We start from the raw sequence: 26,600 nt of genomic DNA on the forward strand, positions 1-26,600 counted from the left end.
GCCGGGTCCAGGGGGCAGTCGGCGTGCAGGGCGTTGACCGAGCCGTTGCCGCCGCCGTCGGTGCCGTGGGCGGTGACGCACAGCTCGTGGGTGCCCGCGCTCAGCGGTGGGGTGGTCACGGTGTGGTCGACCGTGGCGGGGCCGTCCTGCGACAGGCCCGGCGTGATCGGCATGTCGGCGCCGTTGTTCACCTTCAGCGTGAGCTGGGTGAGCTTGGAGGCGATGACGCCGGGCACGACGTCGGGCAGCTGCGCGACGTCGTGCACCTCGGTGCAGGTGCCGCCGGTGGCCTGGGCGATCTTGCGCAGTGAGCCCTGGGTTCCGGGGTTGTCGCAGGCGGCGCGTTCGGTTCTTCCCGACCGCTCGGAGGAGACCGCCCGTGCCGGTGCTGATACGGCGGGGCACCGATCTGCCCCGGGACAGGACCCGGTCGGCCCAATGCCCGTTCGGCCTTCGTGGACCCCGCGACTCGGGAAGAATCGCGTTCCGTGAGGTTCGGGGTGCTCGGTCCGGTGCAGGTCGACGGCGCGGCGGTGGCCGCGCCCCGTCAGCGTGCCCTGCTGGCGATGCTCGCGCTCGAGGTTGGTCGGATCGTGGGGCACGAGAAGCTGATCGGCGGCTTGTACGCGCGGCCGCCCGCGGGGGCGGCCAACGCGCTGCAGTCGCAGGTCTCGCGGCTGCGCCGGGCCGTGCCGGGGCTGGTGGTCGAGCACCAGCCGGCCGGGTACCGGCTCCTCGCCGAGCCCGCCGAGGTCGACCTGCACCTGTGCCGGGAGCTGCTCGCCGCCGGGCGGGGTGCGCAGGCGCTGGCGTTGTGGCGCGGCCCGGCGCTGGCCGACGTCGACGCGCCGTTCGCCGACGAGGCGCGGCGGGCGCTGGCGGAGGTGTTCGCCGACTGCGTGCTCGCCGGCGGCACCACGCAGGACCTGCGGCGGCTGCTGGCCGAGCAGCCGCTGCGCGAGGACGTCCGAGCGGCGCTGATGCGGTCCCTGCACCGCGACGGGCACCAGAGCGAGGCCTTGGAGGTGTTCGCGCGGGGACGGGAGCTGCTGGCCGACGAGCTCGGCGTCGACCCCTCCCCCGCCCTGGCCGCGGCGCACCTGGACGTCCTGCGGGCCAAGGCGCCGCACCGGGGCCTGCCCGCGCAGCTGACCAGCTTCGTCGGCCGTGAGGACGACCTGCGGCGCGTCACCAAGTGGTTGCAGGACAACCGGCTCGTCACGCTCATCGGCCCCGGCGGCACCGGCAAGACCAGGCTCGCGGTCGAGGTGGCCGGCCGCGACCCCGGCGAGGTGGCGTTCGTCGACCTCAGCGCCACCACCGACGTTGCCCGCGCCCTGCTCGACGGCGTCGGGGTGCGCGAGGCCGGTCTGCTGTCCACCGGGTCAACCGGCACAGCCGGTGCCGGACCAGGTGGCGCCGGATCGGCTGGTGTGGAGGAGCGCCTGCGTGCCGCGCTGGCCTCCCGCCACGTCCTGCTGGTCGTCGACAACTGCGAGCACGTCGTGGACGAGGCCGCCCGCGTGCTCGGCGCGCTGCTCGCCGGCTGCCCGCACGTGCGGGTGCTCGCCACCAGCCGCGAACCGCTGGGCATCACCGGCGAGACGCTGAGCCCGGTCACCGCCCTGGACACCGAGGCCGCGACCCGGCTCTTCCTCGACCGCGCCCGGGCCGTCCGGCCCGGCTTCACCGCCGAGCACGGCCTCGTCGCGGAGGTCTGCCGGCGCCTGGACGGCATCGCGCTCGCCATCGAGCTCGCCGCCGCGCGCGTGCGGTCACTGCCCCTGGCCGAGATCACCGCCCGCCTCGACGACCGGTTCCGGCTGCTGTCGCGGGGCAGCCGCACCGCCGCGCCCCGGCACCGCACGCTGCACGCCGTCGTCGAGTGGAGCTGGGGGCTGCTCACCGCCGCCGAACGCGACCTCGCCGCCCGCTTCACCGTGTTCTCCGGCGGCGCGAGCCTGGCCGCCGTCACCGGTGTCACCGGCTCCGACGTGGACACCCTGACCTCGCTGGTGGACAAGTCGCTCGTCGAGAGCACCGGCGACCGCTACCGCATGCTCGACACCATCCGGGCGTTCTGCGCCATCCACGCCCCGGACCTGCGTGAGCGGCACGCCCGCTGGTTCCTCGCCCAGGCCCAGCAGGCCGAGCCGCACCTGCGCGCCCACGACCAGGTCCGCTGGCTCGACCGGCTCGCCGCCGACCACGACAACCTCACCGCCGCCGTCGCCTGGGCCACCACCCACGACCGCGGGCTCGCGCTGGAGCTCGTGGCCGCGCTCGCGACCTACTACTGGTTCCGGGGTCTGCGCACCGAAGCCGCGCGGCAGGCCGACGCCGTGCTGCGGGCGTGCGGCGAGATCGCGCCGCCGGGGCTCGAGCAGGAGTACGCGATGTGCCTGCTGCTGGCCTGGCCGGTCGCGGCCGGTGACCAGTCCGCGCGCATCCGGCAGGCCGCCGACCTGCTGGCCCTGCTCGACGCGCCGCCGCGCTACCCGGTGATGACGATGATGTGGGGCATGGCGCTGGGCGCCCCGGAGAACGGCTCGCAGGTCTGGCACCACCGCAACCGGCTGCTGGGCGCCGACCCGTGGAGCGCGGCGCTCGCCCTCGTCGGCGACGGCCTGCTGGCCCGCATGCAGGGCGACGAGACCCGCGGCGCGCAGCTGCTGCGTGCCGGCGCCGCGGCGTTCGAGCAGGTCGGCGACCGGTGGGGGGCCGCGCTCGCGCTCACCCAGCTCGGCGAGATCGCCCTGGCCGCGGGTGACGCGGCCGCGGCGCTGGGCCACGTCGGCCGCGCCCGCGGCATGCTCGAGGAGCTCGGCGCCACCGAGGACACCGCCGAAGCCGTCGTCGCCACCGCCCAGGCCCGGCTCGCCACCGGCGACCTCGACGGGGCCCGCGACGGCTTCGACCTGGCGCTCACGCTGGCCCGCCGCTCCGGCGCGCGAGTCGTCCAGGCGGGCGCCCACCTCGGGCTGGCCGAGCTCGCCCGGCTCACCGGCGACCACCCCGCCGCCCTCGCCCACTGCGACCGGGCCTGGGAGCTGACGCCGGGCGGCTGGTACGGGCCGGACGAGATGCGCTGCCACATCGCCCTCGAACGCGGCCGCGTCTGCCGCGCCGCCGGTGAGCTCGACCAGGCCCGCCGGCACTTCGAGGAGGCGCTGTGCCGGGCCGTGGGGCAGCGCAACCTGCTCACCGAGACCGCGGTGCGCGCCGAGCTCGACGCCCTGACCGCGCCGTGATCCGCCGCCACCACAGCCACGGCGGCAGCCTGCGGCGGGCGACGAACATCCACAGGTCCTCCTCGGCCACCTCGTCGGGATGGCGGCGCAGCACGTCCAGGCACTCCCGCGACACCACGCCGTGCAGGCGGGCCACGTGCGCCAGCGCCGTCGCGCCGTGCCGCCGCACCTCGATGCGGTTGTGGTCCAGCGCGCGGGCGACGCGGCGCAGCACCGCCCACGGGTCCGGGTGCGACAGGGCAAGGCCGATCACCGCGACGCCCACCATCGGCTCGCCGCGGTCGAACGCCGCGTCGACCTCCTCCGGCCGGTCGGTGCCCATCAGCACGGCCTCGCTGCGCCAGTCCATGCCCTCCCCGCGCGCCGCCCGGTCCAGCAGGAACCGCTGCCTGCCGTCGGACCGCTCGCCCGTGCGCTCCCAGTCCGCCGCCAGGTAGCGCCACACCGCCGCGGTGTCCGCGGCGGAGGTCGAGGCCAGCACCCGGCACAGCGCCAGCACGTGCTCAGGCTCCACGGCCTCGGCCAGCTCACCCAGCACGCCCGGCGGGCAGCCCAGGTCGTGCCACGCCAGCCACGCCAGCGCCGGCACCTCGTCCACCGCCACCCACCCGTCCGCCCCGCCCCTGCCGATCTCGGCGGGCGTGAGCGAGGCCCGGTAGCGGGCGTGTTCGATCGGGACCACGGTCCTCAGACCCCGGGTCCGAGCGCGGGCACCGCGCGCACCAGGGCGCGCGTGTAGTCGTGCGAGGGAGTGAGGAGCACTTGTTCCACCGAGCCTTGTTCCACGATCTTCCCCTGGTGCATCACCGCGACCCGGTCGGCGATCTGCCACGCCAGCCCGAGGTCGTGCGTGATGAGCAATGAAGCAAGGCCCAGCTCCCGGCGCAACCGCAGCAGCAGTGCCACGACCTCCCCGCGCACCGAGGCGTCCAGCGACGCGACCGGCTCGTCGGCCACCAGCAGACGGGGCCCCAGCACCAGCGCTCCGGCGATCACCACCCGCTGCTGCTGGCCGCCGGACAGCTCGTGCGGCAACGCCTCCAGGTACAGGTTCGCCGGACGCAGCTCCGCCCGCTCCACAGCGGCTGTGACCAGCGCTTCCTCGTCGCCGCGCAGGCCGTGCACGCGCAGTCCCTCCGCGACCGCGTCGAAGACGGTGTGGCGGGGGTTCAGCGCGCTCGCCGGGTCCTGCAGGACCAGCTGCACCTGCCGCCGGAACGCCTTGAGCGCCCGGCCGGAGCGGGGCACCTCGGCGCCGTCGAAGATCACCCGACCGGAGGACGGCCTGCGCAACCCCATGATGGCGCGGGCCAGCGTCGTCTTGCCGGAGCCGGACTGGCCCACCAGCGCCACGATCTCGCCCCGCCCGACCTCCAGGTCCACCCCGTCGACCGCGCGCGTGCGGCCGTAGTCCACCGTCAGGTCCCGCACCCGCAACAACGGCTCCGCAGGAACAGCGGGCTCGGCCCAGCGGTGCGCCGGGTCGCCGATCACCGGGAACGCCGCCGTCAGCGCCGCCGTGTGCGGGTGGCGCGGATCGGCGACGACCTGCCGCGCGCGGCCGCGTTCGACCAGCCGCCCCTGGTGCATCACGGCCAGCTCGTCGCACGTCGCGGCGAGCACCGACAGGTCGTGGCTGATCATCAGCAGCCCCAGGTCCTGTTCGGCGACCAGGCGCGTGAGCACCGCCAGCACCTGCGCCTGCACGATCACGTCCAGCGCCGTCGTCGGCTCGTCGGCGATCACCAGCCGCGGCCGGCACGCCAGCGCCATCGCGATCATCACCCGCTGCTTCTGCCCGCCCGACAACTCGTGCGGGTAGGCCCGCGCCTTGTCCCGCGGCAGCTCCACCTGCTCCAGCAGCGCGGCGACGCTGCCTTCGGTGCCGTGCAGGCGCATCGGCTCGGCGATCTGCTCGCCCACGCGGCGCACCGGGTTGAGCGAGTGCATCGCCCCCTGGAACACGATCGACGCCGACGCCCACCGCACCGCCCGCAGCCGGCCCCACGACATCGTCCGCACGTCCTCGCCGTCGAGCAGGACCTCGCCGTCCACGCGCGCGGTCCCGGGCAGCAGCCGCAGCACCGACATCGCCACCGTCGACTTGCCCGACCCCGACTCGCCCGCCAGGCCCAGCGTCTGACCGGGCGCCACGGCGAGGGTCACGTCGTCGACCACCCGCTTGTGCCCGTAGTGGACGGTGAGGTTGTTCAGCTGCAGGCCGGCGCTCATCAGCTCAGGCTCACCTCTTCGGGGTCACGACGGCTTCGAGGGCACGCCCGACGAGCGTGAACGCCAGCACCACCACCACGATCGCCAGCCCCGGCGGCAGCAGGAACCACCACGCCGCCCGCGGCACCGCGCCGTGCAGCTGCGCCTGGTGCAGCATCGCGCCCCACGAGATCCGCGTCGGATCCCCCAGCCCCAGAAACGCCAGCGTCGACTCGGCCACGATCGCCGACGCCACCGCCAGCGTCGCGTTGACCAGCACCAGCGGCACCACCGAGGGCAGCACGTGCCGGCCGATCACGTGCCCGTGCCCGCCGCCCAGCGCCCGCGCGCGTTCCACGAACGGCCGCGCCTCGATCGTCAGCGTCTGCGCCCGCACCACCCGCGCCGTCGACGGCCAGCTCGTCAGGCCGATCGCCAGCACGATCGTGCCCAGCCCGCGCGGCAGCACCGTCGACAGCGCGATCGCGAGCACCAGCGCGGGCAGCACCAGGAAGAAGTCGGTCACCCGCAGCAGCGCCCCGGACAGCAGCCCGCCGAAGTGACCGCTCACGATGCCCACCAGCGTGCCGATGCCCACCGCGAGCACCGCCGCCGTCAGCCCCACGAACAACGACGTCCCCGCGCCCTGCGCCATCAGCAGCGCGACCGAGCGGCCGGTGTGGTCGGTGCCCAGCCACTGCCGCGCCCCCGGAGGCTGCCACGCCGGCGCCGTCACGCGGGTGACGTCCAGCGCCTCCGCGGGGATCAGCAGCGGCGCCACGAGCGCGACGAGGGCGGCCACCGCGAGGACCACCGCGCCGGCCGTTCCCGTCCGGTGGGCCAGGAACCTCCTCATACGACCTTCACCCGTGGATCCAGGACCCCGTGCAGCAGGTCCGCCAGCAGGTTCATCACCACGACCGCGCCCGCCGTCACCACGAGCAGCCCTTGCAGCAGGAAGTAGTCCGGCCCGGTCAGCGCGTCGTAGAACAACAGCCCCAGCCCCGGCCAGGAGAACACCGTCTCCGTCGTGATCGCACCGCTGACCACCAGCCCGACCCGCAGGAACACCAGCGTGATCGCGGGCAGCACCGCGTTGGGCACCGCGTGGCGGCGGCGCACCACGTCGTCGCGCAGACCCTTGGCGCGCGCCGTCGTCAGGTAGGGGGCGTGCAGCTCCTCCAGCAGCGACGACCGCATCACCAGCGCGTACTCCGCGCACACCACCGCGACCAGCGTGACCGACGGCAGCACCAGGTGGTGCCCGACGTCGAGGGCCTGGGACAGGAAGTCCGGCGGGGTGTCGGTGTCGCGCATGCCGCGTGAGGGGAACAGGTCACCCGTCACCATCATCAGCAGCATGCCCAGCCAGAACGTCGGCACCGCCCACAACGTCAGCGACACCCCCGTGGTGACGCGGTCCAGCGCCGAGTTCCGGCGCCACGCCGCCCGCACCCCCAGCCACAACCCCAGGCCGACCGCGATCAGCGTCGACGTGCCCACCAGCAGCAGGGTGGGCCCGAGCCGTTCCAGGATCACGTCGGCGACCGGGCGGCGGAACGTGAACGACGTCCCCAGCTCGCCGCGCAGCAGCCCGGTGAAGTAGCTCCAGAACTGCTCGTGCACCGGCCGGTCCAGGCCGAACTGGGCGCGCAGCGCCTCCTGCGTCGCCGCCGTCGTCGGACGGCCGCGCGTCATCGACACGACCGGGTCGCCGGGCACCACCCGGAACAGGAAGAACCCCAGCACCGCCACCATCACCAGGCTCAGCGCGGCGCCGCCGAGGCGGCCGGCGAGGCGCACCTACTCGCGCTCCCCGGCCGTGGCCCGCCGCCGGCGGGCCAGCACCAGCGCGGTCACCACCAGCGCCACGAGCACCGCGGCGCCGATCGCGAACGCGGGCCACCGGCTGCCCGGCGCCGGTGCGGCGCGCTGGAGGGGTTCGGCGCCGTAGTAGCCCCACACGCCGTTCTGCGCCATGATCACGCCGCCCTGCGCGGGCTGGGTGGTGAACCGGGCGAAGCGGTCCGAGCGGTAGGCCTCCAGGGCGTTGTCGTAGGCGAGCACGACCGCGGGCACCTGGTCGTGGAAGCGGGCCTGCATCTGGTGCACGATCCGCACCCGCTCGCCCTGGTCGAACTCCGAGAGCTGCCGGGCGTAGAGGCGGTCGTAGGTCTCGTCGCAGAAGTAGGCGTCGGTGGTGCCGCCCTTGCCGTCCGCGCCCGGCCGTTGCGCGCACGTGTGCAGGCTCAGCACGAAGTCCGGGTCCACGTTCGTCGCCCAGCCCGAGAACGCCAGGTCGTAGGTCGCCGCGGTGGTCGCCTCGTTGAGCTGGTTGTCCGACACCAGCCGCACGTCCAGCGGGATGCCGATGTCGCCCATCGACCGCTTGAGGTACTCGCTGGCCTGCTCGTCGTAGGCCCGCCCGGCGCGGCCGATGAGCCGCAGCGGGAACCGGGTGCCGTCGGCCCGGCGCGGGTACCCGGCGGCGTCGAGGGCCGCGTTCGCCGCGGCCGGGTCGAACCTGCGCTGCTGCGCCTCGTCGGGCTTCCAGTGCCACTGGGTGAACACCGGCGGCACCAGCCCGGCGCCCTTCTCCGCGTAGCCCAGGTTCACCCGCTGCACCAGCGCGTCGAGGTCGATGGCCTGCGCGACCGCCCGCCGGACCCGCACGTCGCGCAGCGCGGGGTGGCCGTCGCCGATCGGCTCGCCGGTCCTGGTCTGCGCGCCGGGGTTGATCAGCAGCTCGGTGAAGCGGCGGCCCTGCGCCTTGTTGCGCGTGACGCCGTCCTTGCCGGCCAGCGAGTCGAACTGGGCCGGGGCCATCCGGTTGACCAGGTCGACCTCGCCCTTGCCCAGCGCCTGCACCGCGGCGTCGGAGTTCTGGAAGTACACGAAGTGCAGCTCGTCGACCTTCGGCGCGCCGCGCCAGTAGGTCTTGTTGGCCTTGAGCTTGATGTGCTGCCCGGCCACGTGCTCGGTGAGCACGAACGGGCCGGAGCCCACCACCGGCATCCGGTCGTTGGCGTGGTCCTTGACGCTGCCGACGTGCTCCCACACGTGCCGGGGCACGATCGGGACGTCCAGCGCCAGCATCGTCACCTGCGGCGTCTTCGTCCTGATCACCACCGTGCGGTCGTCGGGGGCGGTGACGGAGGCGAAGTTGGTGACGAAGCTGCCGTTCGCGGTCCTGGCGGCCTCGTCGGTCAGCATCAGGTTGTAGGTGAACGCGACGTCGTGCGCCGTGATCGGCTGCCCGTCGGACCACTTCTTGCCCTCGGGCACGGTGAACGTCCACGTGAGCTTGTCGGCCGAGGACTCCCAGGAACGCGCCAGGCCCTCGGTCACCGCCTGGTCGTCGGCCGCGTAGGCGGTCAGGTAGTCGTACATCAACCGGCCGACCTCGGTGCTCGACTGGAACACCGCGAGGAACGGGTTCAGCGAGTCGATCTGCTGTGTGATCGCGACCTTGAGGATCACCGGCTGCTGCGCCGCCACCGGAGGTGCCCCCAGCACCACTGTCGTTGCCACGGCAAGCAACGCGCCCAACTTCACCCGCACGAAAACCCCTCTTCCCGGCAGCCCACCGCTAACTTACCGAGATGTGCGAATCATGATCTCGGCGGACATGGAAGGCGCCACCGGAGTCACCTGGACCGGGGACGTCGTGCCCGGTACCGAGCAGTGGCAACGGATGCGGCGCCTGTTCACTGGTGACGTCGACGCGTGCGCGGCCGGCTTGGTTGCAGCGGGCGCGACACAGGTGCTCGTCAACGAGGCGCACTCCTCTCAGCGCAACCTGCTGATCGAGGACCTGCACCCCGCGGCACGGCTGCTCACCGGCCGGCACAAACCGCTGTCGATGATGCAGGGCATCGACTCCGGTGTGGACGGAGTCGTGTTCCTGGGCTACCACACCGGCGCGGGCGAGCGGGGCGTGCTCGCGCACACCTACCTGGAGAACTCCATCACCGGCGTGTGGCTCGACGGCGTGCTCGCCTCCGAGGGCCGCCTCAACGCCGCCCTGGCCGCCGAGCACGGCGTGCCGGTGCTGCTCGTGACCGGCGACGACCTCACCTGTGCCGACGCCGCCTCCTACGCGCCCGCGGCCCGCCTGGTGGCCGTGAAGGAATGCGTGTCGCGGTATGCGGCCGTGTGCCTGCCACCGGCCGTGGCCTGCGCGCAGATCACCGACGCGGCGACCGCCGCGATGGCCGCGGCGGGACGCCACGACGCCGTGGTGGCACCGCACCGCATCGAGGTCGAGTTCGACGCCACCCACCTGGCCGAGGCCGCCGCCGTCGTGCCCACCGTGGAGCAGACCGGGGTGCGCCGCGTCGGGTTCGACGCCGTGTCGATGACCGAGGCGATGAAGGCGTTCAAGATCGTCACTTATGTCGCGGCGGGGGCGGTCGAGGGCATCTACGGCTGAACGTAGGGTGGCGCCCATGACGCTGGACGTGGCGCAGCTGTGCGCGCAGCTCATCCGCTTCGACACGACCAACCACGGCGGAGGCGAGTCCGCGGGCGAACGCGAGGCCGCCGAACACGTCGCAGCCGTCCTGCACGACAGCGGCGTGCCGGCCACGCTGCTCGAACCGGCCCCGCGGCGCACCAACGTCCTCGCCCGCGTCCCGGGCACCGATCCGTCGCTGCCCGCCGTGCTCGTCCAGGCCCACCTGGACGTCGTGCCCGCTGACCCGGCCGAGTGGAGCTTCGACCCGTTCGCCGGTGAGATCCGCGACGGGTTCGTGCACGGCCGCGGCGCCGTGGACATGAAGGACATGGCCGCGATGACCCTCGCCGTGCTCCACCGCTGGCACGCCGAGGGCCGCCGGCCGCGCCGCGACGTGGTGCTCGCCTTCGTCGCCGACGAGGAGGACCAGGGCCACCACGGCGCGCACTGGCTCGTCGAGCACCACGCCGCCCACTTCGCCGGCGTCGGAGCCGCGATCAGCGAGTCCGGCGGCTTCTCCTTCGACGTCGACGGCGTCCGGCTCTACCCGATCGGCACCGCCGAGCGCGGCACCTCCCACCTCAAGCTCACCGCCACCGGCCGCGCCGGGCACGGTTCGCGCCGCAACCCGCGCAACGCCGTCACGGCACTGGTCACCACGCTGGCGCGCATCGCCGCCCACGAGCACCCCGTCCGGCTCACCCCGACGGCCGAGGCGTTCCTCGAAGGCGCGGGCAAGGCCCTGGGCGTCGAGGTCGACCTCGACGACGTCGACGGCACGATCGCCCGCCTCGGCCCGGCCGCCAGATTGGTCGAGAACACCGTGCGCTGCTCGACCACCCCGACCGTGTTGCAGGCCGGCTACAAGGTCAACGTCATCCCCGGCACGGCGACCGCGCAGCTCGACGTCCGCACGCTGCCCGGCACCGTCGACGAGCTCGTCGCCACCATCGACTCCCTGCTCGGCGACGGCGTCACCCGCGAGTTCCTCGAGCACCAGCCACCGGTCGAGGCCCCGATCGACACACCGTGGTTCACCGCCATGGCCGACGCCCTGCGCGCCGAGGACCCCTCGGCCGCCGTCGTGCCCCACTGCCTGGGCGGCGGCACCGACGCCAAGGCCTTCAGCCGGCTGGGCATCCACTGCTACGGCTTCGCGCCGCTGCTGCTGCCGACCGGCTTCGACTACCGCGCGATGGCCCACGGCGTCGACGAACGCGTCCCCGTCGCCGGCTTGGAGTTCGGCGTCCGCGTGCTGGACCGCTTCCTGTCGAGCTGACCCGAGCCCGCCGCCCTCGGGCAGCCCAGGGCGGCGGGCTCGGGCCGGGCGGGCTCAGCGCGGTGGCAACGGCAGCGGAACGGCCGGCAGCCCGTCGATGCTCGCGATGTTGTACGGCTTCTTGCCCGTGTACTCGCGGAACTCCTCGTCGCTCTTGCGGCCGAAGTAGTCCGCGTGCAGCTCCCGCTCCGAGCGGTAGTCCATGAACGGCACCGCGAACCCGCACGTGTCGCTGATCAGCTCCGCCGTCACCACGACGACGGCCCGCACCGCCGGCCCGTCCGCCGCACCGAAGCCCTCCACCAGCTCGGGGAAGCGCGGGTCGTCGCGGAACACCGGCTCACCCCGCCCGTGGACGCGCACGATGTTCGGCGGGCCCTCGAACGCGCACCACATCAGCGTGATGCGCCCGTTCTCGCGCAGGTGCGCGATCGTCTCGGCGTGGCTGCCACCGAAGTCCAGGTAGGCCACCGTGCGGTCGTCGAGGATCCGCAACGTGCCCTGCCGGCCCTTGGGTGAGAGGTTGACGTGACCGTCACCCGCCAGCGGCGCAGTGGCTACGAAGAACACCTTCTGGTTCTCGATGAACTCCCACAGCCGCGGCTCGATCCGCTCGTATTCCTTGCCCATGATCCGCAGTATCGACCGTCACCGGCGGCGGTGTCAGCGGCCTTTCCCAGGTGGTGAGCACCGCACCCCGCCGGGCCCGCCGAAACCGGGCCCGGTGGGGTCAGGCCTGGAGAGGCCGGGCCCGGTCGGCGGCCTCCCGCGCCGCCTGCTCCACCCGCTGCCGGTAGGACACCCAGTCGTGGGTGGGCAGGTTCGACCCGCCCTGCCGCATCCCGGTCTCACCGTCGAGGCCCTCCCGCAGGATGTCGGCGTGGCCGGCGTGCCGGTTGGTCTCCGCGATCATGTGCACCAGCAGCAGGTGCAACGTCACGTACTTGCGCTCCTCCGACCACCACGGCACCACCCCCGGCGCGTCGAGCGGCAGCTCCGTGATCACCGTGTCCGCGAACGCCGTCACGCGGGCGTACAACGACAGGATGTCCTCACGCGACTCGTCGGCGGTGGCGAACATGTCCGCGTTCGGGTCGTCGTCGAGCCGGTCCAGCCACGGCAGCCGCTCGCCGAACGGACGGCCCAGGCAGTCGCCGAAGTAGCCCTGCTCGGTGCTCGCCAGGTGCTTGACCAGCCCCAGCAGGTTCGTGCCCGTCGGCGTCAGCGGCCGCCGCACGTCGTACTCCGGCAAGCCCTCCAGCTTCCACACCACGGTTTCCCGGGCCGCGCGCAGATAGCGGTGCAGGTCGGCTTTCGGATCAGAGGCCATCGGGTCAGCTTGGCAGAGGCCGCGCCGCCGCGGCCGCGATTTCCTGCAACCTCGCGTGGTGCTCCGCCCAGAAAGCCTGCGGCACCGGCGGCATGTTCGAGCGGCCGTCCTGCATGCCCGTCGCGCCGTCGATCAGCTCCCGCACCACGTCCGCGTGCCCGGCGTGGCGGTGCAGCTCGACCGCCACGTCCAGCAGGACCTCCCGCAACGTCACCTCGCGGCGGCCCGGCGACCACCACGGCACCACCCCCGGCGCGTCCACCGCCAGCGACTCGATCGTCTCGTCGGCGTAGGACCGCACCCGCGCGTAGAAGTCCACGACGGACTGCCGCGATTCGTCGGGACCGGCGTACATGTCCGACGCCGGTGGCGCCTGCGCCGTCGACCACAGTGGAGCGTCGGGGAACGGGCGGCCGAACACCCGGCCGAAGTAGTTCAGCTCCACCCCGGCCGCGTGCTTGACCAGCCCCAGCAGGTTCGTGCCCGTCGGCGTCAACGGCCGCCGCACGTCGTACTCCGACAGGCCCTCCAGCTTCCACAGCAACGCCGAGCGGGCCTCGTCCAGGTACCGGTGCAGCAGTTTCTTCTCGTCCACACCGGCAGCGTGTCAGACGGCACCGACAAAACGACGTCGTCCCACAGTGCCGTTGCCGGTCCCGCACTGCTCCGCGACAGCCGGCCGTCTACTGCGATTCGGTGCTCGCCTGCGGCGGCTCAGGTGCGGACCTGCGCCGTCGCCACGCCCACAGCGCAGAAACGACGAGGGCCAAGCCCAGCGCGCTGACGACCACGACGACAGGTTCTCCGCCCGGCCGAGATTCCAACCGAGGGGAGTGACGCTGCAGGCACGCTTCACTCGTCATCCACTCAGGACACTCGAACGGAACCAGCACACCGGGCCCGGAAGAGGTGCTTTCCGAGGGGGCAGACGGCTGAGCCAGGAAGAGGACCAGTCCCGCCACGCAGAGGGAGAACCCGAACAGGCCCACGGATCGGACCAGGTCACGCGACACTCAGCCTCCGATCGTGTCGGCGGGCACGCGCCGTCCTGTTCTGCACTGTTCTTCACATCTTGGACCTGACCTGGTGTTAACTTCCAGCGCATGCCCTCGAAGCTGCCAGGCGACGTCGATCTCGCGTTCGATGACGACGAACTCCTGCACGCCCTGCACGCACTCGCCGACGGCGACCTGACACCCGCGCTCGGCTTCCTGACCGCCACCCGCGACCAGCCGTACCGCCGCGAGCTCGCCCTGGACGCGTTCGCCTACGCGGGCAGCCCGGTGCTCCCACACCTGCTCGCTGCGACGGAGGCCGACCCGGACAACGTGCAGCTCCTGCTGCTGCTCGGCAGCGCCCAGGTCGCGGTGGGCTGGCAGGCGCGAGGCGCGCGATACGCGGACCACACCACCGACGAGCAGTGGGCCGGACTACGCGACTCCACCCAGCAGGCCCGCAGGACGCTGCTGCGCGCAGCGGAGCTCGACCCGGACGACGTCGCGCCGTGGGCCATGCTGATGGCGGTCGCCCTCGGTGCGCCGCTGGCCACCCGCGAACCCGCCGACATCTACGAAGAGGTCCACAAGCGGGTGCCCGACCTGGTCAACGCGACCCTGCGCAGGCTCCAGTCGACCGCGAAGAAGTGGTACGGCAGCGAGGAGGAGATGTTTGCCTTCGCCCGCACCGGGATCGCGGACCTGCCGGACGGTCATCCGCTGCTGGCGATGATCGCGGTCGCGCACATCGAGAAGCACCTGGAGAACTACCGCACCGGCGGCAACAAGCTCAAGCGCCTCTGGCGCGCGTTGACCTACCTCGGCAAGCAGCGCGACGAGGTCAACGCCGCGTCCGACCGGCTGCTCGCGGGTGCCGACGACCACCCCCACTCCCGGTGGGGCCACCAGATCTTCGCGACCTACTACCTGGAAGCCGACAAGGAGCAGGACAGAGACCGCTTCGCGCAGCACATGCGCCGCAGCGGACCACTGCCGATGCGGTGGCCGTGGAGCTACTTCGGCAACCACGAGAAGCAGTTCGCCAAGGCCCGCGCGGCATCCGGCCTCACCAACTAGAGCCGCGCACCGCCGGGCGAACCTCTCGTACCGCACGAGGCCTGTCCTCGTCGGCGCTGTCCTCACCGACGGTGGTGGTCTCCGGCGCGTCCCACGCCGGAGACCACCACCGTCGGAATCCCACCAGGCAACCCCATACGGATGGCGGGATGACAGTGGGCCTTCACACCCACTTCACTTGGCGGAGCCATGTCCCTGCCGTGGTCCGAAAGGGTTGCCCTGCATGCGAAAGAGCCATCTCAGACCCCTGATCGGGGTAACCGTCGCCGCGAGCGTCGTGTTCGCGATGGGAGGCGTGCCGACCGGCGCGGCCCCCGGCGCCCAGGAAACGTCGACGAACTACCAGGTCGGCAACGTCCGCACCGCCGAGCAGCGCAGCGCGCTCGCCCGCTCCGGCGCCGCGATCGACTCGGTCGAGGAACACGGCATCGTCGTGATCACCGCGACCGAGCGGGAGGCCAAGAGCCTGCGGGCCCAGGGCTTCGAGGTCACCGAGCTGCCCAAGCGGCTGGAGGCCAACTCCGGCATCGGGCCGTTCGACTTCCCGCCCGCGGACGCGAACTACCACAACTACGCCGAGATGACGGCGGAGATCGACCAGGCCGTCGCCGCGTACCCGAACCTGATCTCCAAGCAGGTCATCGGCAAGTCCTACGAGAACCGCGAGATCGTCGCGCTCAAGATCAGCGACAACGTCGCGGCGGACGAGAACGAGCCGGAGGTGCTGTTCACGCACCACCAGCACGCGCGCGAGCACCTCACCGTCGAGATGGCCCTGTACCTGATCAACCAGTTCACAACGCAGTACGCCAGCGACGCGCGGATCAAGGGCCTCGTGGACACCCGCGAGATCTGGATCATCCCCGACGTCAACCCCGACGGCGGCGAGTACGACATCGCGACCGGCACCTACCGGTCGTGGCGCAAGAACCGGCAGCCCAACGCCGGCTCGGCCAACGTCGGCACCGACCTCAACCGCAACTGGGCCTACAAGTGGGGCTGCTGCGGCGGTTCGTCGGGCAGCACCGGCAGTGACACCTACCGCGGCCCGAACGCGGAGTCCGCGCCCGAGGTCAAGGTCGTGGCCGACTTCGTGCGCGGCCGCAACGTCGGCGGCAAGCAGCAGATCACCGCGTCCATCGACTTCCACACCTACAGCGAGCTCATCCTGTGGCCGTGGGGCTGGACCTACGACGACGTCGCGCCCGGCCTGACCCAGGACCAGCGCGACACGTTCGCCACGATCGGCCAGCAGATGGCGGCGACGAACAACTACACCCCCGAGCAGTCCAGCGACCTGTACATCACCGACGGGTCGATCCCCGACTGGCTGTGGGGCTCGCAGGGCGTCTTCGCCTACACCTTCGAGATGTACCCCGGCAGCGCCGGCGGTGGCGGCTTCTACCCGCCCGACGAGGTGATCCCGGCGCAGACCTCCCGCAACAAGGAAGCCGTCCTGCAGCTACTGGAGCGTGCCGACTGCCCCTACGAGGCCATCGGCAAGGAACAGCAGTACTGCGGCACGACACCGCAGCCGGGCAAGTACTTCGAGAACGCCGCGGACTTCCCGATCGCCGACCTGACCACCGTCGAGTCGCCGATCACCGTCGCGGACGTCACGGGCAACGCCCCGTCGACGCTGCAGGTCGCCGTGGATATCAAGCACAGCTACCGGGGCGACCTGCGCATCGAGCTCGTCGCGCCGGACGGCACCGCGTACCTGCTCAAGGACTACGCCAGCGACAGCGCGGACAACGTGAACCAGACGTTCACCGTCAACGCCTCCAGCGAGGCCGCCAACGGCGGCTGGAAGCTGCGGGTCCGCGACAACTACCGGCAGGACACCGGGTTCCTCGACAAGTGGAGCCTGCAGTTCTAGCCGTGCCGGTCCGATGGCGTCAGGGCGCCGGTGTGCCGGCGCCCTGACGCCCGTAGTCCTTCACCACCATCGAGTCGTGCAGCCGCACGCCCCGTGAGTTGAGCCTGGCCAGCGGCCGCAGCAGCCACGACGGCAGCGACGTCAGCACCTGCGTGCCGCGCGTCAGGCCCCACACGCCCAGCCGCGTCGAGGGGATCAGCGTCCTGGCCGCCCCCAGCGCGAATCGCCGGCTGGCGTGCACCAGGTCGCGCATCTCGTCCTCGTACCGGGCGAACGCCGCCTCGTGGTCCGTTCCCGCCGCCAGTTCGCCGGCCAGCACGTACGCGCCCAGCACCGCCAGGCTCGTGCTGCCCCCGATCGCCGGACCGGGGCAGTAGGCCGCGTCGCCGACGAGCGCCACCCGCCCGCGCGACCAGGTGTCCTCCCGCAGCTGCGTGATCGAGTCGAAGTAGAACGCCCGGTCACCGTCCAGGTGACCCATCCACTCGTCCACCTGCGGGTGCAGCCCCGCGAACGCCTCGCGCAGCGACTGCTTCTGCCGCGCCACGTCCCGGTGGTGGTACGCCAGCTCCGCGGACCGGAACAGGAACACCGCCCGCGCGTCGTCCAGGTGCCGCGCCCGGTAGACCGCCGCGCTGCGCCCCGGCCCGATGTGCCCGGTCATCGTCCCGGCCACCCCCAGCTCCCGCGGCACCGACAACACCGCCAGGTACGCGCCCGTGAACGTCCGGGCGGCCTCGCCGAACACCAGCCGCCGCACGGTCGAATGCAGCCCGTCCGCGCCGATGACCAGGTCGAAGCGCCGCGGCGTGCCGTGGTCGAAGCTCACCTCGTCGCCGATGGACGCGATGGAGTCACCGAACACGTACTCGACGTCGGCGCGCGTGGCGTCGTAGTAGATCTCGCTCAGGTCGTCGCGCATGATCTCGACGTGCCGGTCCGACGTCGCCGCGAAGATCTTCGTGGCGTCCACCTCGACCGGCTTGCGCGTGCCCTCGCGCAGGAACGCGAGCCGTTCGGTCCCCGTCGCCAGTGCCCGTTGCGCGTGAGCCAGTAGGCGAGCACCGGGCCGGCGATGCTGGCTCCCGAGATGAGAATCCGCACGTCACACCTACTTACTTAACGGTCGGTAAGTCCGGTGGGCGACTGTAGCACCGACACTTACCGACTGTTAAGTAGGATTCGGCGGGTGGCCCGACCGTCCGACACCAGGCAGCGGATCCTGCACACCGCGCGCGAGCTGTTCGCCACCAAGGGCGTGCAGCAGACCAGCCTGCAGGAGATCGCCGACCGCCTCGGCATCACCAAACCCGCGCTCTACTACCACTTCGCCTCCCGCGAGGAGCTGGTGCGCAGCATCGTCACCCCGCTGCTCGACGACGGCGAGCAGTTCCTGGCCCGCATGGAACGCCGCGAGGACGTGACACCGCTCGACCTGGTCGAGGGCTTCTTCGACTTCCACCACCGCCACCGCAAGGACATGCTCCTGCTGCTCACCGAGCTCACCACGCTCGCCGAGCTCGGCCTGATCGACGTCGTGCTGTCCTGGCGAGCCCGCCTCACCCGGCTCGTGTTCGGTCCCGAGCCGACGCTGGAGCAGCAGACCCGTGCCGTCCTGGCGTTCGGCGGCATGCAGGACTGCACCATGCAGTTTCCCGACGCCGAGGTCGGCGAGCTGCGGGCGGCGACGGTCAAGGCGGCGTCCGCCGCACTCGGAATCGGCTGACGGGGTGCGCGGGAGCGCGTCCACCGGTGCATAGGATTCGGGGCGCGAAACCGGTCTCACTTCACCCGCACGAGGGGTAGTGTCCGGACACCGACTCACCGCCGCCGGGAGAGACATGCGCGCCGTCGAGATCAGACCTGGGGTCCGGATCCGCTGGGTCGAGGTGCCAGGTGCCACACCAGCCCGCGTGTACCTGCACGGACTCGGCGCCTCCTCCGCCCCCTACTACGCCGAAGCCGTCGCGCACCCGCTGCTCGCGGGCCGCCGCAGCCTGATGATGGACATGCTGGGTTTCGGCATCAGCGACCGCCCGACCGGTTTCGCCTACTCGCTCGAGGGCCACGCCGACGCGCTGGCCGTGGCGCTGGCCAAGATCGGCCTGCGGCGCTGCGAGATCATCGGGCACAGCATGGGCGGCGCCGTCGCCATCGTGCTCGCCGCGCGCCACCCCGAGATGGTGCGCTCGCTCGTGCTCGTCGACCCCCACGTCGACCCCGCCACCCCCTCCCTGGGCGCCCCCGGCAGCCGGGGCATCGCCGCCTACAGCGAGGCCGACTTCCTCGCCCACGGCTACGAGCGCGTGCTGCACGACGTGGGCCCGCACTGGGCCGCCACCATGCGCATGGCCGGCCGCGAAGCCCTGTACCGCAGCGCCGTCGACCTCGTCCGCGGCACCTCGCCGACCATGCGCAAGCTGTTGCTGGAGCTGGACCTCCCGCGCGTCTTCCTGCACCCCGAGGACGCGCCGCCCAGCGGAGCCCGCGAACTCGCCGCGGCCGGCGTCCAGATCATCTCCGTGCCCGACGCCGGCCACAACATCATGATCGACAACGTGGAGGGTTTCGCCCGCGCGGTCGCCCAGCAACGGCTCTCGGTCTGACCGGAACCCGCCCGGACACCCGTCAGCAGCGCCTGCTGGAGTAGGCGCTCCAGCCGTCCTCGCCCAGCTTCACCACGCCGAGCGCGCGCGTGCAGCGGTCGACCGTGCCGGCCGGCGCGGACCACACCTCGCGCTGGTCGACACGGCCGACCACCCTGCCGTGCTCCCTGTTGTCATCGGTCACGACCGAGGCGACGACGTGGAACAGGTCGTGCCGGGCGGCCCAGTCCGCCCACACGTAGACGTAACCCCAGTTCTTCCCGCAGCCGGCGAACTGCTTGACCGACGCGGCGGTCTGACCGCCGACCGTCACGTACGCGGTCGAGCCGATCTGCTGCGCCGACGCGCACCCCGGCGGCGTCTCGGCGTGCGCGGCACCGGGAGCCAGCATGCCCGCCACCGCGGCGGCGATGATCAGTAGTGCCTTCTTCATGATCAGCACTCTGGCAGCGGCCGCTGACACCGCCCTGACACCGGTCAGGCCCAGTGCGAGGGCCGCGTCAACATGGCCGGCAGCCTGGTCGCCGCGGTGCCGCGCGCGGCGTTGACCTGCGGCTGGGTGAGGAACAGGCAGGTGCTCAGATCCGCGCCCGCGAGCTGCGCGCCCCGCAGATCGGCACCGATCATGTCCGCTCCCGACAGATCGGAGCCGGTGAGGTCCGCGCCGATCAGGTACGCGCCCCGGAAGTCGGCGCCGCTGAGGTTCCTGTTGCGCAGGCGCGCGCCGATGAGATCCGCGTTCCGGTAGGACTTGCCACCGGTCCGCAACCGTTCGCTGGTGCGCAGCAGCAGGACGTTCACCTTCGCGCGGATCTCCGCCACGTCCAGCGCCAGGATGTCGTCCGCGACGCCGACGGTGTGCCGTTCGACCTCGGCGTAGGCCGTGGTGAGGTCGTCGTGCGGGTCCAGCCGCCGCGCCTCGGCGAGGTACCAGAGCAGTTCGTGCAGCTGCCGGACGACGGGGAACACCGCGAACATCTTCTGCCGCTCACCGGTGCGCCAGTCGACGCCGCCGAACACCGTCTGCGACACCCGCTGGCCGGCACCGAAGCAGTCGTAGACCGTGCACCCCGCGAAACCCTGGGGGCGAAGCCGGTCGTGGATGCCGCACCGGTGGTCGGCCAGCAGGTTGCGGCACGGCGTGCCGGCGTCCTTGGTGACCGCGAAGTCGGCGGACTTCGCGAACGGCAGCGCGACGCAGCACAACCCGAAGCAGCTGGCGCAGTCGCCCCTGAGCTCGTCCATCACCGGCCAGCCTACCGGCGCAACGCCCGCAGCTCCGCCGCCGCCTCGTCGAGCTGCCGCTCCGCCCGTTCGGCCCGGGTCAGCGTCTGCGCCCGCGCGTCCTCGACGACCGCGAGCGTCTGCCGCACCGCCGCCACCTGCTCCGCGCTCTCCTGCCTGACCCGCGCGAGCCGCGCGTCGAACTCGCCCCGGATCCGCTCGAGCTCCGCACGGGCGTCCGCCGCGGCCTGCTCCGCCCGTTCCGCGCGCACCACCGCCTGGTCCCGCGCCTTGGCCGCCCGGCTGATGGTCTCCGCCGCCTCCTGCCGCGCCTGCTCGACCCGGACCTCGGCGTCACCACGAGCCTGCTCGGCCGCCACGACGGCCGCCGCCACCTCGGCCCGCGCACGCTCCACCTCGGCCCGAGCCTCCGCACGCGTCCGGTCGACCTCCCGCGCGGCCTCACCGCGCGCCTGCTCGATCTCCTTGGCCGCCTGCCGCCGTGCCTGCTCGGCGTGCTTCACCGCATCGGCCCGCGCCTGCTCGGCGGCGTCCAGCGCCTGGCGCACCTTCTCCTCCGCCTCGGCCCGGACCTGATCGACCACCGCCGCCGTCTGCGCCCTGACCTCGGCGATCTCGGCCTCGGCCCGGTCCTCGGCAGCCCGAGCGGCCGCCCGCGCCTCATCGCGCTCGGACAGCGCCGCGTCCGCGGCCTCGTCGGCTTCCTCCGCCGCCCGCACCGCCTGCTCGGTCGTCTCCTCGGCGGCCTTGCGGGCCTGCTCCGCGTCGTGCCGGCGCCGTTCCGCGGCCGCGACCTGCGCCTGCGCCTCGGCGACCCGGCGGGCGGCCTCGGCCTCGGCCGCCTGGACCTGGCTCTCGGCGACGCTCGGGTCCGCCATCGCGTTGAGCTCGCCGACGGCCCGGCCGAGGGTCTGCGTCATCTGCTCGGACAGCACCCGGAACCGGTCGAGGAGCTCTTCAGCCCTGATCTTGGCGGTACCGGAGACCCTCGGGAGATTCGTCACGGTGACGACCTCCAAGTTTTGTTCGGGTGCTTCCGCGAGCCGCTGCCGCTCCCGCCACGCCCGCCAGCGGGTGTGCTCGGGCAGATCGCAGTACTCCGAGGGCCTGCCCGGCCCGCCACCTCGAAAAACGGGGCGTTCACAGCCAGGGAAGTTGCAGCTCGTCTCCACGGCAATATCGTAGCAGAATAACGTGTGAAGTTACGTTACTAAACGCAACGCTACTGAATGGGTCGCCCGGATTCTGACCGCCGATAAGTGAACGTTATCGGCGGTCAGGATCCGGCAGGGTTTTGCGACCGCCCAAACGGAACCGTGTGCCGCGCAACGGAACTGTCAGCGCTGCTCAGAGTGAGAAAAGAACCGCGCTGCCGCCCGTGCGCCGCTACGGTGATCGATATCGATGCGCCGCGGGGGTTGCCGCAGCGCACTGGGGGGATCGTGGAGGAAATCGCCATGCGTACATTCCTGCGCGCGGGCGCGCTTGCGCTTGTCGCCAGCTTGGCACTGGGGAGCGGTGTTGTCCCTGCTCAGGCCGCATTACCGGCAGCGGCCCACGTGGTTCGAACGCCGGAGACGCCGGACCCGGCGGCGGAACAACCACCTCGCATCGTGGACCACGGGGTGGAGGAGGCCGGTCTCGCCGCCGCGGCGGCGCCACCCGAGGTGGACCTCGCGGCCCTGGTCCTCGACTACCGGAACGGGATGCCCCGCGAGGAGAACACGAACGCCTTCCGGTGGAACGCGGACAGCCCGGGCGAGATCGCGGAGATCATCAAGGCGATGCGCACCGCGAACAAGGGTGAGCAGGACACCAGGGAGACGGCCGCGCGGATCCTGTGGACCTACGGCTACAACCTCAACCTGGTGCAGGACTCGGCCACCCACCGGAACTACCTGGTCATCTCGGAACAGACTCCGTGCCAACGGTGCTGGGGCCTGTACATCCTCCGCTACGACTCCTCCTCGGCGGCGGTCAACGCGGCCGTCGAGGTCCCGCACCCGTTCAGCGACGAGTCCAGCGAGGAGATGGGCGTCGAGGCCTTCCTCAAGCTCGACGCGAAGATGTTCGCGATGGCGGGCGCCCACCGCAACTCCAACACCGCCACCCGGCCCGGATACCCGAACAGCCGGGTCTCCGACATGGCCCGCAGCTACGAGAGCCTGTTCCACAAGGTGCACACCAACTTCACGACCAAGGCGCCGAACGCGACCCACGTCCTGCAGGTGCACGGTTTCGAGGCGCGGCCGGACTACCCGCAGGTGGTGCTCAGCAACGGGAGCGCGCAACCGCACACGCTGCTGCGGTCGTTCGCCGATCAGCTGAACAGCGCCGGTGTGACGGCCGGCGTCTACGACGGCCAGCAGTACCCGGCCTTCGGCGCCACCACGAACCCGCAGGCCCGGCACACCAGGAACAAGGGCGGCTTCTTCTACCACCTGGAAGCGGTGCACGCCGTCCGGACCACCCCGCAGACGTACAGTGCGGTCATCTCGGCCCTGACCCAGACGCTGTTCCAGGGCTCGCCGGGCGCCGTGGCGAACATCCCCTACGCGGCGGACTACGACCGGGAAGCCGCTGTCGCCTACGCCCGCCGCCACGCGAAGAACCTGAACCCGGACTACTACGACTGGTCCCACCGGGAACTGGGCGGCGACTGCACGAACTTCCTCAGCCAGGTGATGTACGCGGGTGGCTGGAAGTACTCGGAGCCGCTGGTCGAGAACCCGCTGTCCCGCCGCGACTCAAGCTTCTGGTACTACCGGCCCGGTGAACCGAGCACGTCATCGTGGACCTGGGTGAACGCCAACATGTGGGCGTCCTTCGCCAAGAACACCGGCCGCGTGGAGAAGGTGAAGTACCTCAGCGACGTCGGACTCGGCGACATCGTGCAGATGGGCGACACGGTGGAGCGCGCCAAGTGGCACTCGATGATCGTCACCGGGTTTGACCACCGGGGTCCGTTGCTGAGCTACCACACCAGGAACACCCTGGACACGCCTTTGTGGGACGTCTTCCAGGATTACCCGCACACGAGCACCATGTTCTTCGCCTGGCGCGTCGTCAAGGTCTCCTGAGCCGGTTGTCGGCCGAGGACTCCTCGGCCGACAACGTACGGGGCGGTCACGCCACGCCCGCGCCGGCGCCGGCGCGCTGTTCCAGCGGGGGTCAGCGAACGGTTGCCCCAGGGCATCTCGGCGAAGTCCGTCGGGTCTCCCCTGGTCTGTCGGTGCTGGTGACCGCCCGGTCGGACCGATACCGGGCAGAACCCGCCCGGTATCGGCGGGAGGCTTTCGCCACCTCGTCGATCTCGACGTGCCCGTCGAGTCGGTGCGTGGCCACTACGGCGGCTACCGGCTCGCCTCCGGGATCCGGATGCCTCCGCTCAAGCTGACCGACGACGAAGCGCTCGCCGTGCTGCTCGGCCGCGGGCTCGACGCCGTGCTCGGCTCGCTCGCCTTCACCGCTCCGGCCGGTGAGCCGGTCGTCCCGGAGGCCGCGGCCCTGCTCTGCCTCGCCGACGCGGTGAGCCGGCACCGGCCGGCGATGGCTCGGCGGTTTGACCGTGGTCGCGGAGCATGCGCAGGACGGATCCGGGGTGGTACTGGTGGCAGCGCAGTTCCGGCACTCCAGTCCTTGTCAATCCGGTTCGGACTCCGATTCCGATCCTATTTCCGGGACCTCCACGCCGGACTTCGTCACTGTCACGTATGTGCGGCCGATCTTGTTCATCTTCTCGAACATGCTCTTCGCGCGAGCTTCCTCGTTCCCCAGATCGCTGTGATCGTATTCGGGGAAGCCGATGTTGGAGACGTCATCGGAACGGAAGACTCCCGGATGAATATTCGGATTTCCTTCCGGGTAGAGCACGTAGGCGCACGAGGGGCAGGGCCGCTTGGTGCCGCCCAGATGTTCCGGAGTGACGCCGCCGTTGCGTGCGAGGATTCGCCGCTCTGCGTGCAGTCCGGGACGTCCGTTCGTCGCCACCGTGACCCCCGAGCTCAGCGCACTCTGGATACCCGGCAAACTCAGGGGCGAGTCGGCCTTGGGTTTCACCTCCGTGTGCTGCCGGATCGCGGTATTGTGGATCTCGTTCTGGTGTCTCCTCTCGGCAGGCATTCCTTTTCGACGGGTGTCTTCGATCATGTTTGCCAGAATCTGAGCGCCGTCGCCCGCTTTGAACAGGTGCTGTAGGTGCCCATTCGAATAAGCGTCATTGGCTGCGATGATGAGTCCGCCGTCACCGCCGATGCCTGCCTGCACTTCCACTGGATCAATTCCATTGTTCTTGAGATACGTCCTGACGATCATCGACACCCGTCGAAGCTCTTTGACCTCAGGTGTGTCCGCGAAGGACCTTGGCCTCGATCTTGTCTTCGGCCGTTTCACGGCCGTGAAATCATCGCCACCCAGCGTGCCGCTCAAATCCCACTGGTTGGACTTTTTGAACTCCTCGTAGAGGGCGGCGATAAATTTTGTGCGGCTGTTCCTGGCAAGGTCTTGTTCGGTGATCCCGCCGTCGCTGAATTCGTCGGAGGAGCTGCCTGGGGCGCGTTGCACCTGGAGTGGCCGTCCCGCCGGGGGCCGTGCCATCGGCCTCGCCGATCGCGGACTCCCGCCCTGCTCTGCCGGCATTCTGGCCACGACATCGCCGACGCTGTGTTGCGGGGCCTGCGCCGTGGTGGCTCGCTGTGCGATGACGGACGGGGCTGTTCCCGCCCCTGCGGCGAAGGCCACGCCGTCGCTGTCCGCTGTCCGCTCGGAGTGCTGGGCGGGGTCGGTGACGGTGACCCCGGCGCCGTTGTCGGTGCCCGTCTCGCGTACGCCCTTGAGGTTCTTGTCGAGGTGGCTGAGCTCGTGACCGACGAGCGCCTTGTTCCGGGTTCCGTCCGGGGGGAGGAAGAGATGGGAGCCCACCGTCATGGCCTGGGCCCCCATCGCCTCGGTGGCACGCCGCGCCACCGGGTCGTCGTGCAGGCGGACACCGGAGAAGTCGTTGTGGAAGAACGGCTCCGCCTCGGCGCGCAGCGAGCCGGGAAGCGAACGGCTCGGGGAGGCCAAAGCCGCATCGAGCAGGGACCTCTGATCGGTAGGACCGCTGTCCTTGGCGCCGTCGTGGCCGCATCCGGGCCCGTGGGCGTGCTGGTCCTGTTGTCGATCCTCCGTCCCGGCGGCGTCCCGCTGCGTTGCGATCAACCGTGCGACCACCGCGTTGCCGACGGTGCGCTGCAGGTGCAGGATCGCCTGCGGAGCCAGGGGCGCCGCTGGGTGTGACGGCATCGGCGCCGGGTCGACGCTCCGCGTGGGTGCCCGCCGTGGCTGCGAGAGGGACGTGCTGGCCGGTTCCTGGTCCTGCGCGCGCATAGCCCTCTCCATCCCTGGGCGGCCGGGAAGACGTGACGACCGCGCCTGACGCTGCCAGCCGGGACCATGCGGAGGGAAGGGCCGTGAGGGCACGACCCGCCCCCTTCTCATAGCCCAGGAGGGCACCGTTGCGGTCCACCTTCGTACCCAGAGGGCGGCGAAGGACTCTGAACCAGGTTCTGCGGTGCACGCCGAGGTTGCGTCGACAGGCTCGGCGTGCACCGCGGCCGGCAGCCGACCAAGTCGCGCGTCGAGCTGCGGGTGGAAACGCTCGACTGGCTGGCGCGATCGGCCGGCCGCTGACGGCTAGGCGGGCCACGCCCGCAGCAGCGAGTCGAGCGCGTCCAGCGCCCGCGTCCACGACGCCTCCACCCCGCGCGGATGGCTGTGGAACGCGCCGGAGCGCTCCAGCGACACGTACCCGTGGAACGTGCTGTGCAGCAGCCGCACGGCGTCGGTCTGGTCGGGTTCCCACAGGTCGTAGCCCCGCAGGAGTGCCCTGGCCATGTCGTCGTACTTGCCGGCGGCGTCGGCGGTCACGTCCGGGTCGAGGGCCATCCGCGTCGCCGTGTACCGGCCGGGGTGCTCGCGGGCGTAGGTGCGGTAGGCGTTGGCGAACGCGATGAGGGCGTCCTTTCCCGACCTGCCGGCCACGGCGTCCGCGACCCGGTCGGCCAGCTCGGCCAGCGAGCGGACGGCGAGGCGGACGCGCAGGTCGTGGGCGTTGCGGATGTGCGAGTACAGCGAGGCGTCCTTCACGCCGAAGTGCCGGGCGAGCGCGGACACCGTCACGTTCTCGAAGCCCACCTCGTCCGCCAGGTCCGCCGCCGCCTGCGTGAGGCGGTCGGCGGTGAGCCCCGCACGTGCCATGCGTCACCCTTCCTACATGTCATAATCGTTTGCC

The 26,600-nt window shown here is 71.7% G+C and carries 22 protein-coding genes; 8 read left to right on the forward strand and 14 right to left on the reverse strand.

The window, feature by feature from the left end:
* Positions 1-488 precede the first annotated feature (488 nt).
* The gene (locus BMW88_RS44010; protein ID WP_089951927.1) at positions 489-3,251 is read left to right on the forward strand and encodes an AfsR/SARP family transcriptional regulator; all 2,763 of its coding nucleotides are present in this window, start codon (positions 489-491) and stop codon (positions 3,249-3,251) included.
* Here the strand turns inward: BMW88_RS44010 and BMW88_RS17735 are convergent.
* Genes BMW88_RS17735 through BMW88_RS17755 form a run of 5 tightly spaced genes read right to left on the reverse strand, consistent with a single transcriptional unit; the run spans position 3,202 to position 8,993 of the window.
* Complete coding sequence (locus tag BMW88_RS17735; RefSeq protein ID WP_089951929.1) at positions 3,202-3,933, reverse strand: hypothetical protein; 732 nt, start codon at positions 3,931-3,933, stop codon at positions 3,202-3,204. The genes BMW88_RS44010 and BMW88_RS17735 overlap by 50 nt on opposite strands.
* A gap of 5 nt (positions 3,934-3,938) precedes the next feature.
* Positions 3,939-5,483 carry an ATP-binding cassette domain-containing protein gene (locus BMW88_RS17740; RefSeq protein WP_089951930.1) on the reverse strand — a complete coding sequence of 515 codons (1,545 nt, stop codon included), beginning with the start codon at positions 5,481-5,483 and terminating at the stop codon, positions 3,939-3,941.
* A gap of 10 nt (positions 5,484-5,493) precedes the next feature.
* Positions 5,494-6,318, reverse strand: a complete 825-nt coding sequence (locus BMW88_RS17745; protein ID WP_089951932.1) for an ABC transporter permease — start codon at positions 6,316-6,318, stop codon at positions 5,494-5,496.
* Positions 6,315-7,265, reverse strand: coding sequence for an ABC transporter permease (locus BMW88_RS17750; RefSeq protein ID WP_281249412.1), 951 nt, complete (start codon positions 7,263-7,265; stop codon positions 6,315-6,317). The genes BMW88_RS17745 and BMW88_RS17750 overlap by 4 nt, the downstream gene beginning before the upstream one ends.
* The gene (locus tag BMW88_RS17755; protein ID WP_245777871.1) at positions 7,266-8,993 is read right to left on the reverse strand and encodes an ABC transporter substrate-binding protein; all 1,728 of its coding nucleotides are present in this window, start codon (positions 8,991-8,993) and stop codon (positions 7,266-7,268) included.
* 73 nt (positions 8,994-9,066) lie between these two features.
* Between BMW88_RS17755 and BMW88_RS17760 the strand changes: the two genes are divergently transcribed.
* Entirely contained in the window at positions 9,067-9,894 is an 828-nt protein-coding gene (locus BMW88_RS17760) for a M55 family metallopeptidase (RefSeq protein WP_177221163.1), read from the forward strand.
* Positions 9,857-11,197 (forward strand): M20/M25/M40 family metallo-hydrolase, encoded by a 1,341-nt coding sequence (locus BMW88_RS17765; RefSeq protein WP_089951936.1) that lies wholly within the window; start codon positions 9,857-9,859, stop codon positions 11,195-11,197. Before BMW88_RS17760 ends, BMW88_RS17765 begins: the two co-directional genes overlap by 38 nt.
* A 54-nt stretch (positions 11,198-11,251) precedes the next feature.
* Here the strand turns inward: BMW88_RS17765 and BMW88_RS17770 are convergent, their stop codons facing one another.
* From BMW88_RS17770 to BMW88_RS17780, 3 genes are all read right to left on the reverse strand, one after another.
* Positions 11,252-11,827, reverse strand: a complete 576-nt coding sequence (locus BMW88_RS17770) for a pyridoxamine 5'-phosphate oxidase family protein (RefSeq protein WP_089951938.1) — start codon at positions 11,825-11,827, stop codon at positions 11,252-11,254.
* 100 nt (positions 11,828-11,927) lie between these two features.
* Positions 11,928-12,527, reverse strand: coding sequence for a DinB family protein (locus BMW88_RS17775; protein WP_089951939.1), 600 nt, complete (start codon positions 12,525-12,527; stop codon positions 11,928-11,930).
* 4 nt (positions 12,528-12,531) lie between these two features.
* Positions 12,532-13,122 (reverse strand): DinB family protein, encoded by a 591-nt coding sequence (locus BMW88_RS17780; RefSeq protein WP_089951941.1) that lies wholly within the window; start codon positions 13,120-13,122, stop codon positions 12,532-12,534.
* A gap of 508 nt (positions 13,123-13,630) precedes the next feature.
* On the opposite strand from BMW88_RS17780, the gene BMW88_RS17785 reads away from it, so the two are divergent.
* Positions 13,631-14,599 (forward strand): tetratricopeptide repeat protein, encoded by a 969-nt coding sequence (locus BMW88_RS17785; protein ID WP_089951942.1) that lies wholly within the window; start codon positions 13,631-13,633, stop codon positions 14,597-14,599.
* Between the two features lie 223 nt (positions 14,600-14,822).
* Positions 14,823-16,478 (forward strand): M14 family metallopeptidase, encoded by a 1,656-nt coding sequence (locus BMW88_RS44015; RefSeq protein ID WP_089951944.1) that lies wholly within the window; start codon positions 14,823-14,825, stop codon positions 16,476-16,478.
* A gap of 19 nt (positions 16,479-16,497) precedes the next feature.
* On the opposite strand, the gene BMW88_RS17795 is transcribed toward BMW88_RS44015, so the two are convergent.
* Positions 16,498-17,451, reverse strand: coding sequence for an FAD-dependent monooxygenase (locus BMW88_RS17795; RefSeq protein ID WP_245777873.1), 954 nt, complete (start codon positions 17,449-17,451; stop codon positions 16,498-16,500).
* Between the two features lie 216 nt (positions 17,452-17,667).
* Here BMW88_RS17795 and BMW88_RS17800 point away from each other — a divergent pair, with 216 nt between their 5' ends.
* Together BMW88_RS17800 and BMW88_RS17805 are read left to right on the forward strand one after the other, a co-directional pair.
* Positions 17,668-18,204, forward strand: coding sequence for a TetR/AcrR family transcriptional regulator (locus BMW88_RS17800; protein WP_089951945.1), 537 nt, complete (start codon positions 17,668-17,670; stop codon positions 18,202-18,204).
* A 187-nt stretch (positions 18,205-18,391) separates the two neighbouring features.
* Entirely contained in the window at positions 18,392-19,084 is a 693-nt protein-coding gene (locus BMW88_RS17805; RefSeq protein ID WP_245777874.1) for an alpha/beta fold hydrolase, read from the forward strand.
* A 22-nt stretch (positions 19,085-19,106) separates the two neighbouring features.
* Here the strand turns inward: BMW88_RS17805 and BMW88_RS17810 are convergent, their stop codons facing one another.
* From BMW88_RS17810 to BMW88_RS17820, 3 genes are read right to left on the reverse strand one after another with little or no spacing between them, the layout of a single operon-like run.
* The gene (locus BMW88_RS17810) at positions 19,107-19,517 is read right to left on the reverse strand and encodes a hypothetical protein (RefSeq protein ID WP_143116121.1); all 411 of its coding nucleotides are present in this window, start codon (positions 19,515-19,517) and stop codon (positions 19,107-19,109) included.
* 44 nt (positions 19,518-19,561) lie between these two features.
* Positions 19,562-20,329 carry a pentapeptide repeat-containing protein gene (locus tag BMW88_RS17815; RefSeq protein WP_089951949.1) on the reverse strand — a complete coding sequence of 256 codons (768 nt, stop codon included), beginning with the start codon at positions 20,327-20,329 and terminating at the stop codon, positions 19,562-19,564.
* Between the two features lie 11 nt (positions 20,330-20,340).
* Positions 20,341-21,333, reverse strand: a complete 993-nt coding sequence (locus BMW88_RS17820) for a hypothetical protein (RefSeq protein ID WP_143116122.1) — start codon at positions 21,331-21,333, stop codon at positions 20,341-20,343.
* A gap of 609 nt (positions 21,334-21,942) precedes the next feature.
* Here BMW88_RS17820 and BMW88_RS17825 point away from each other — a divergent pair.
* On the forward strand, positions 21,943-23,409 hold the full coding sequence (locus tag BMW88_RS17825) for an amidase domain-containing protein (protein WP_143116123.1): 1,467 nt from the start codon (positions 21,943-21,945) through the stop codon (positions 23,407-23,409).
* Positions 23,410-23,971: 562 nt separating this feature from the next.
* Here the strand turns inward: BMW88_RS17825 and BMW88_RS17835 are convergent.
* Positions 23,972-25,696, reverse strand: coding sequence for an eCIS core domain-containing protein (locus tag BMW88_RS17835; protein WP_218148105.1), 1,725 nt, complete (start codon positions 25,694-25,696; stop codon positions 23,972-23,974).
* A 306-nt stretch (positions 25,697-26,002) separates the two neighbouring features.
* Entirely contained in the window at positions 26,003-26,566 is a 564-nt protein-coding gene (locus BMW88_RS17840; RefSeq protein WP_089951956.1) for a TetR/AcrR family transcriptional regulator, read from the reverse strand.
* Positions 26,567-26,600: the final 34 nt, after the last annotated feature.

The sequence above is a fragment of the Lentzea xinjiangensis genome, from assembly GCF_900110955.1.
In the GTDB taxonomy this organism is placed as follows: Bacteria; Actinomycetota; Actinomycetes; order Mycobacteriales; family Pseudonocardiaceae; genus Lentzea; species Lentzea xinjiangensis.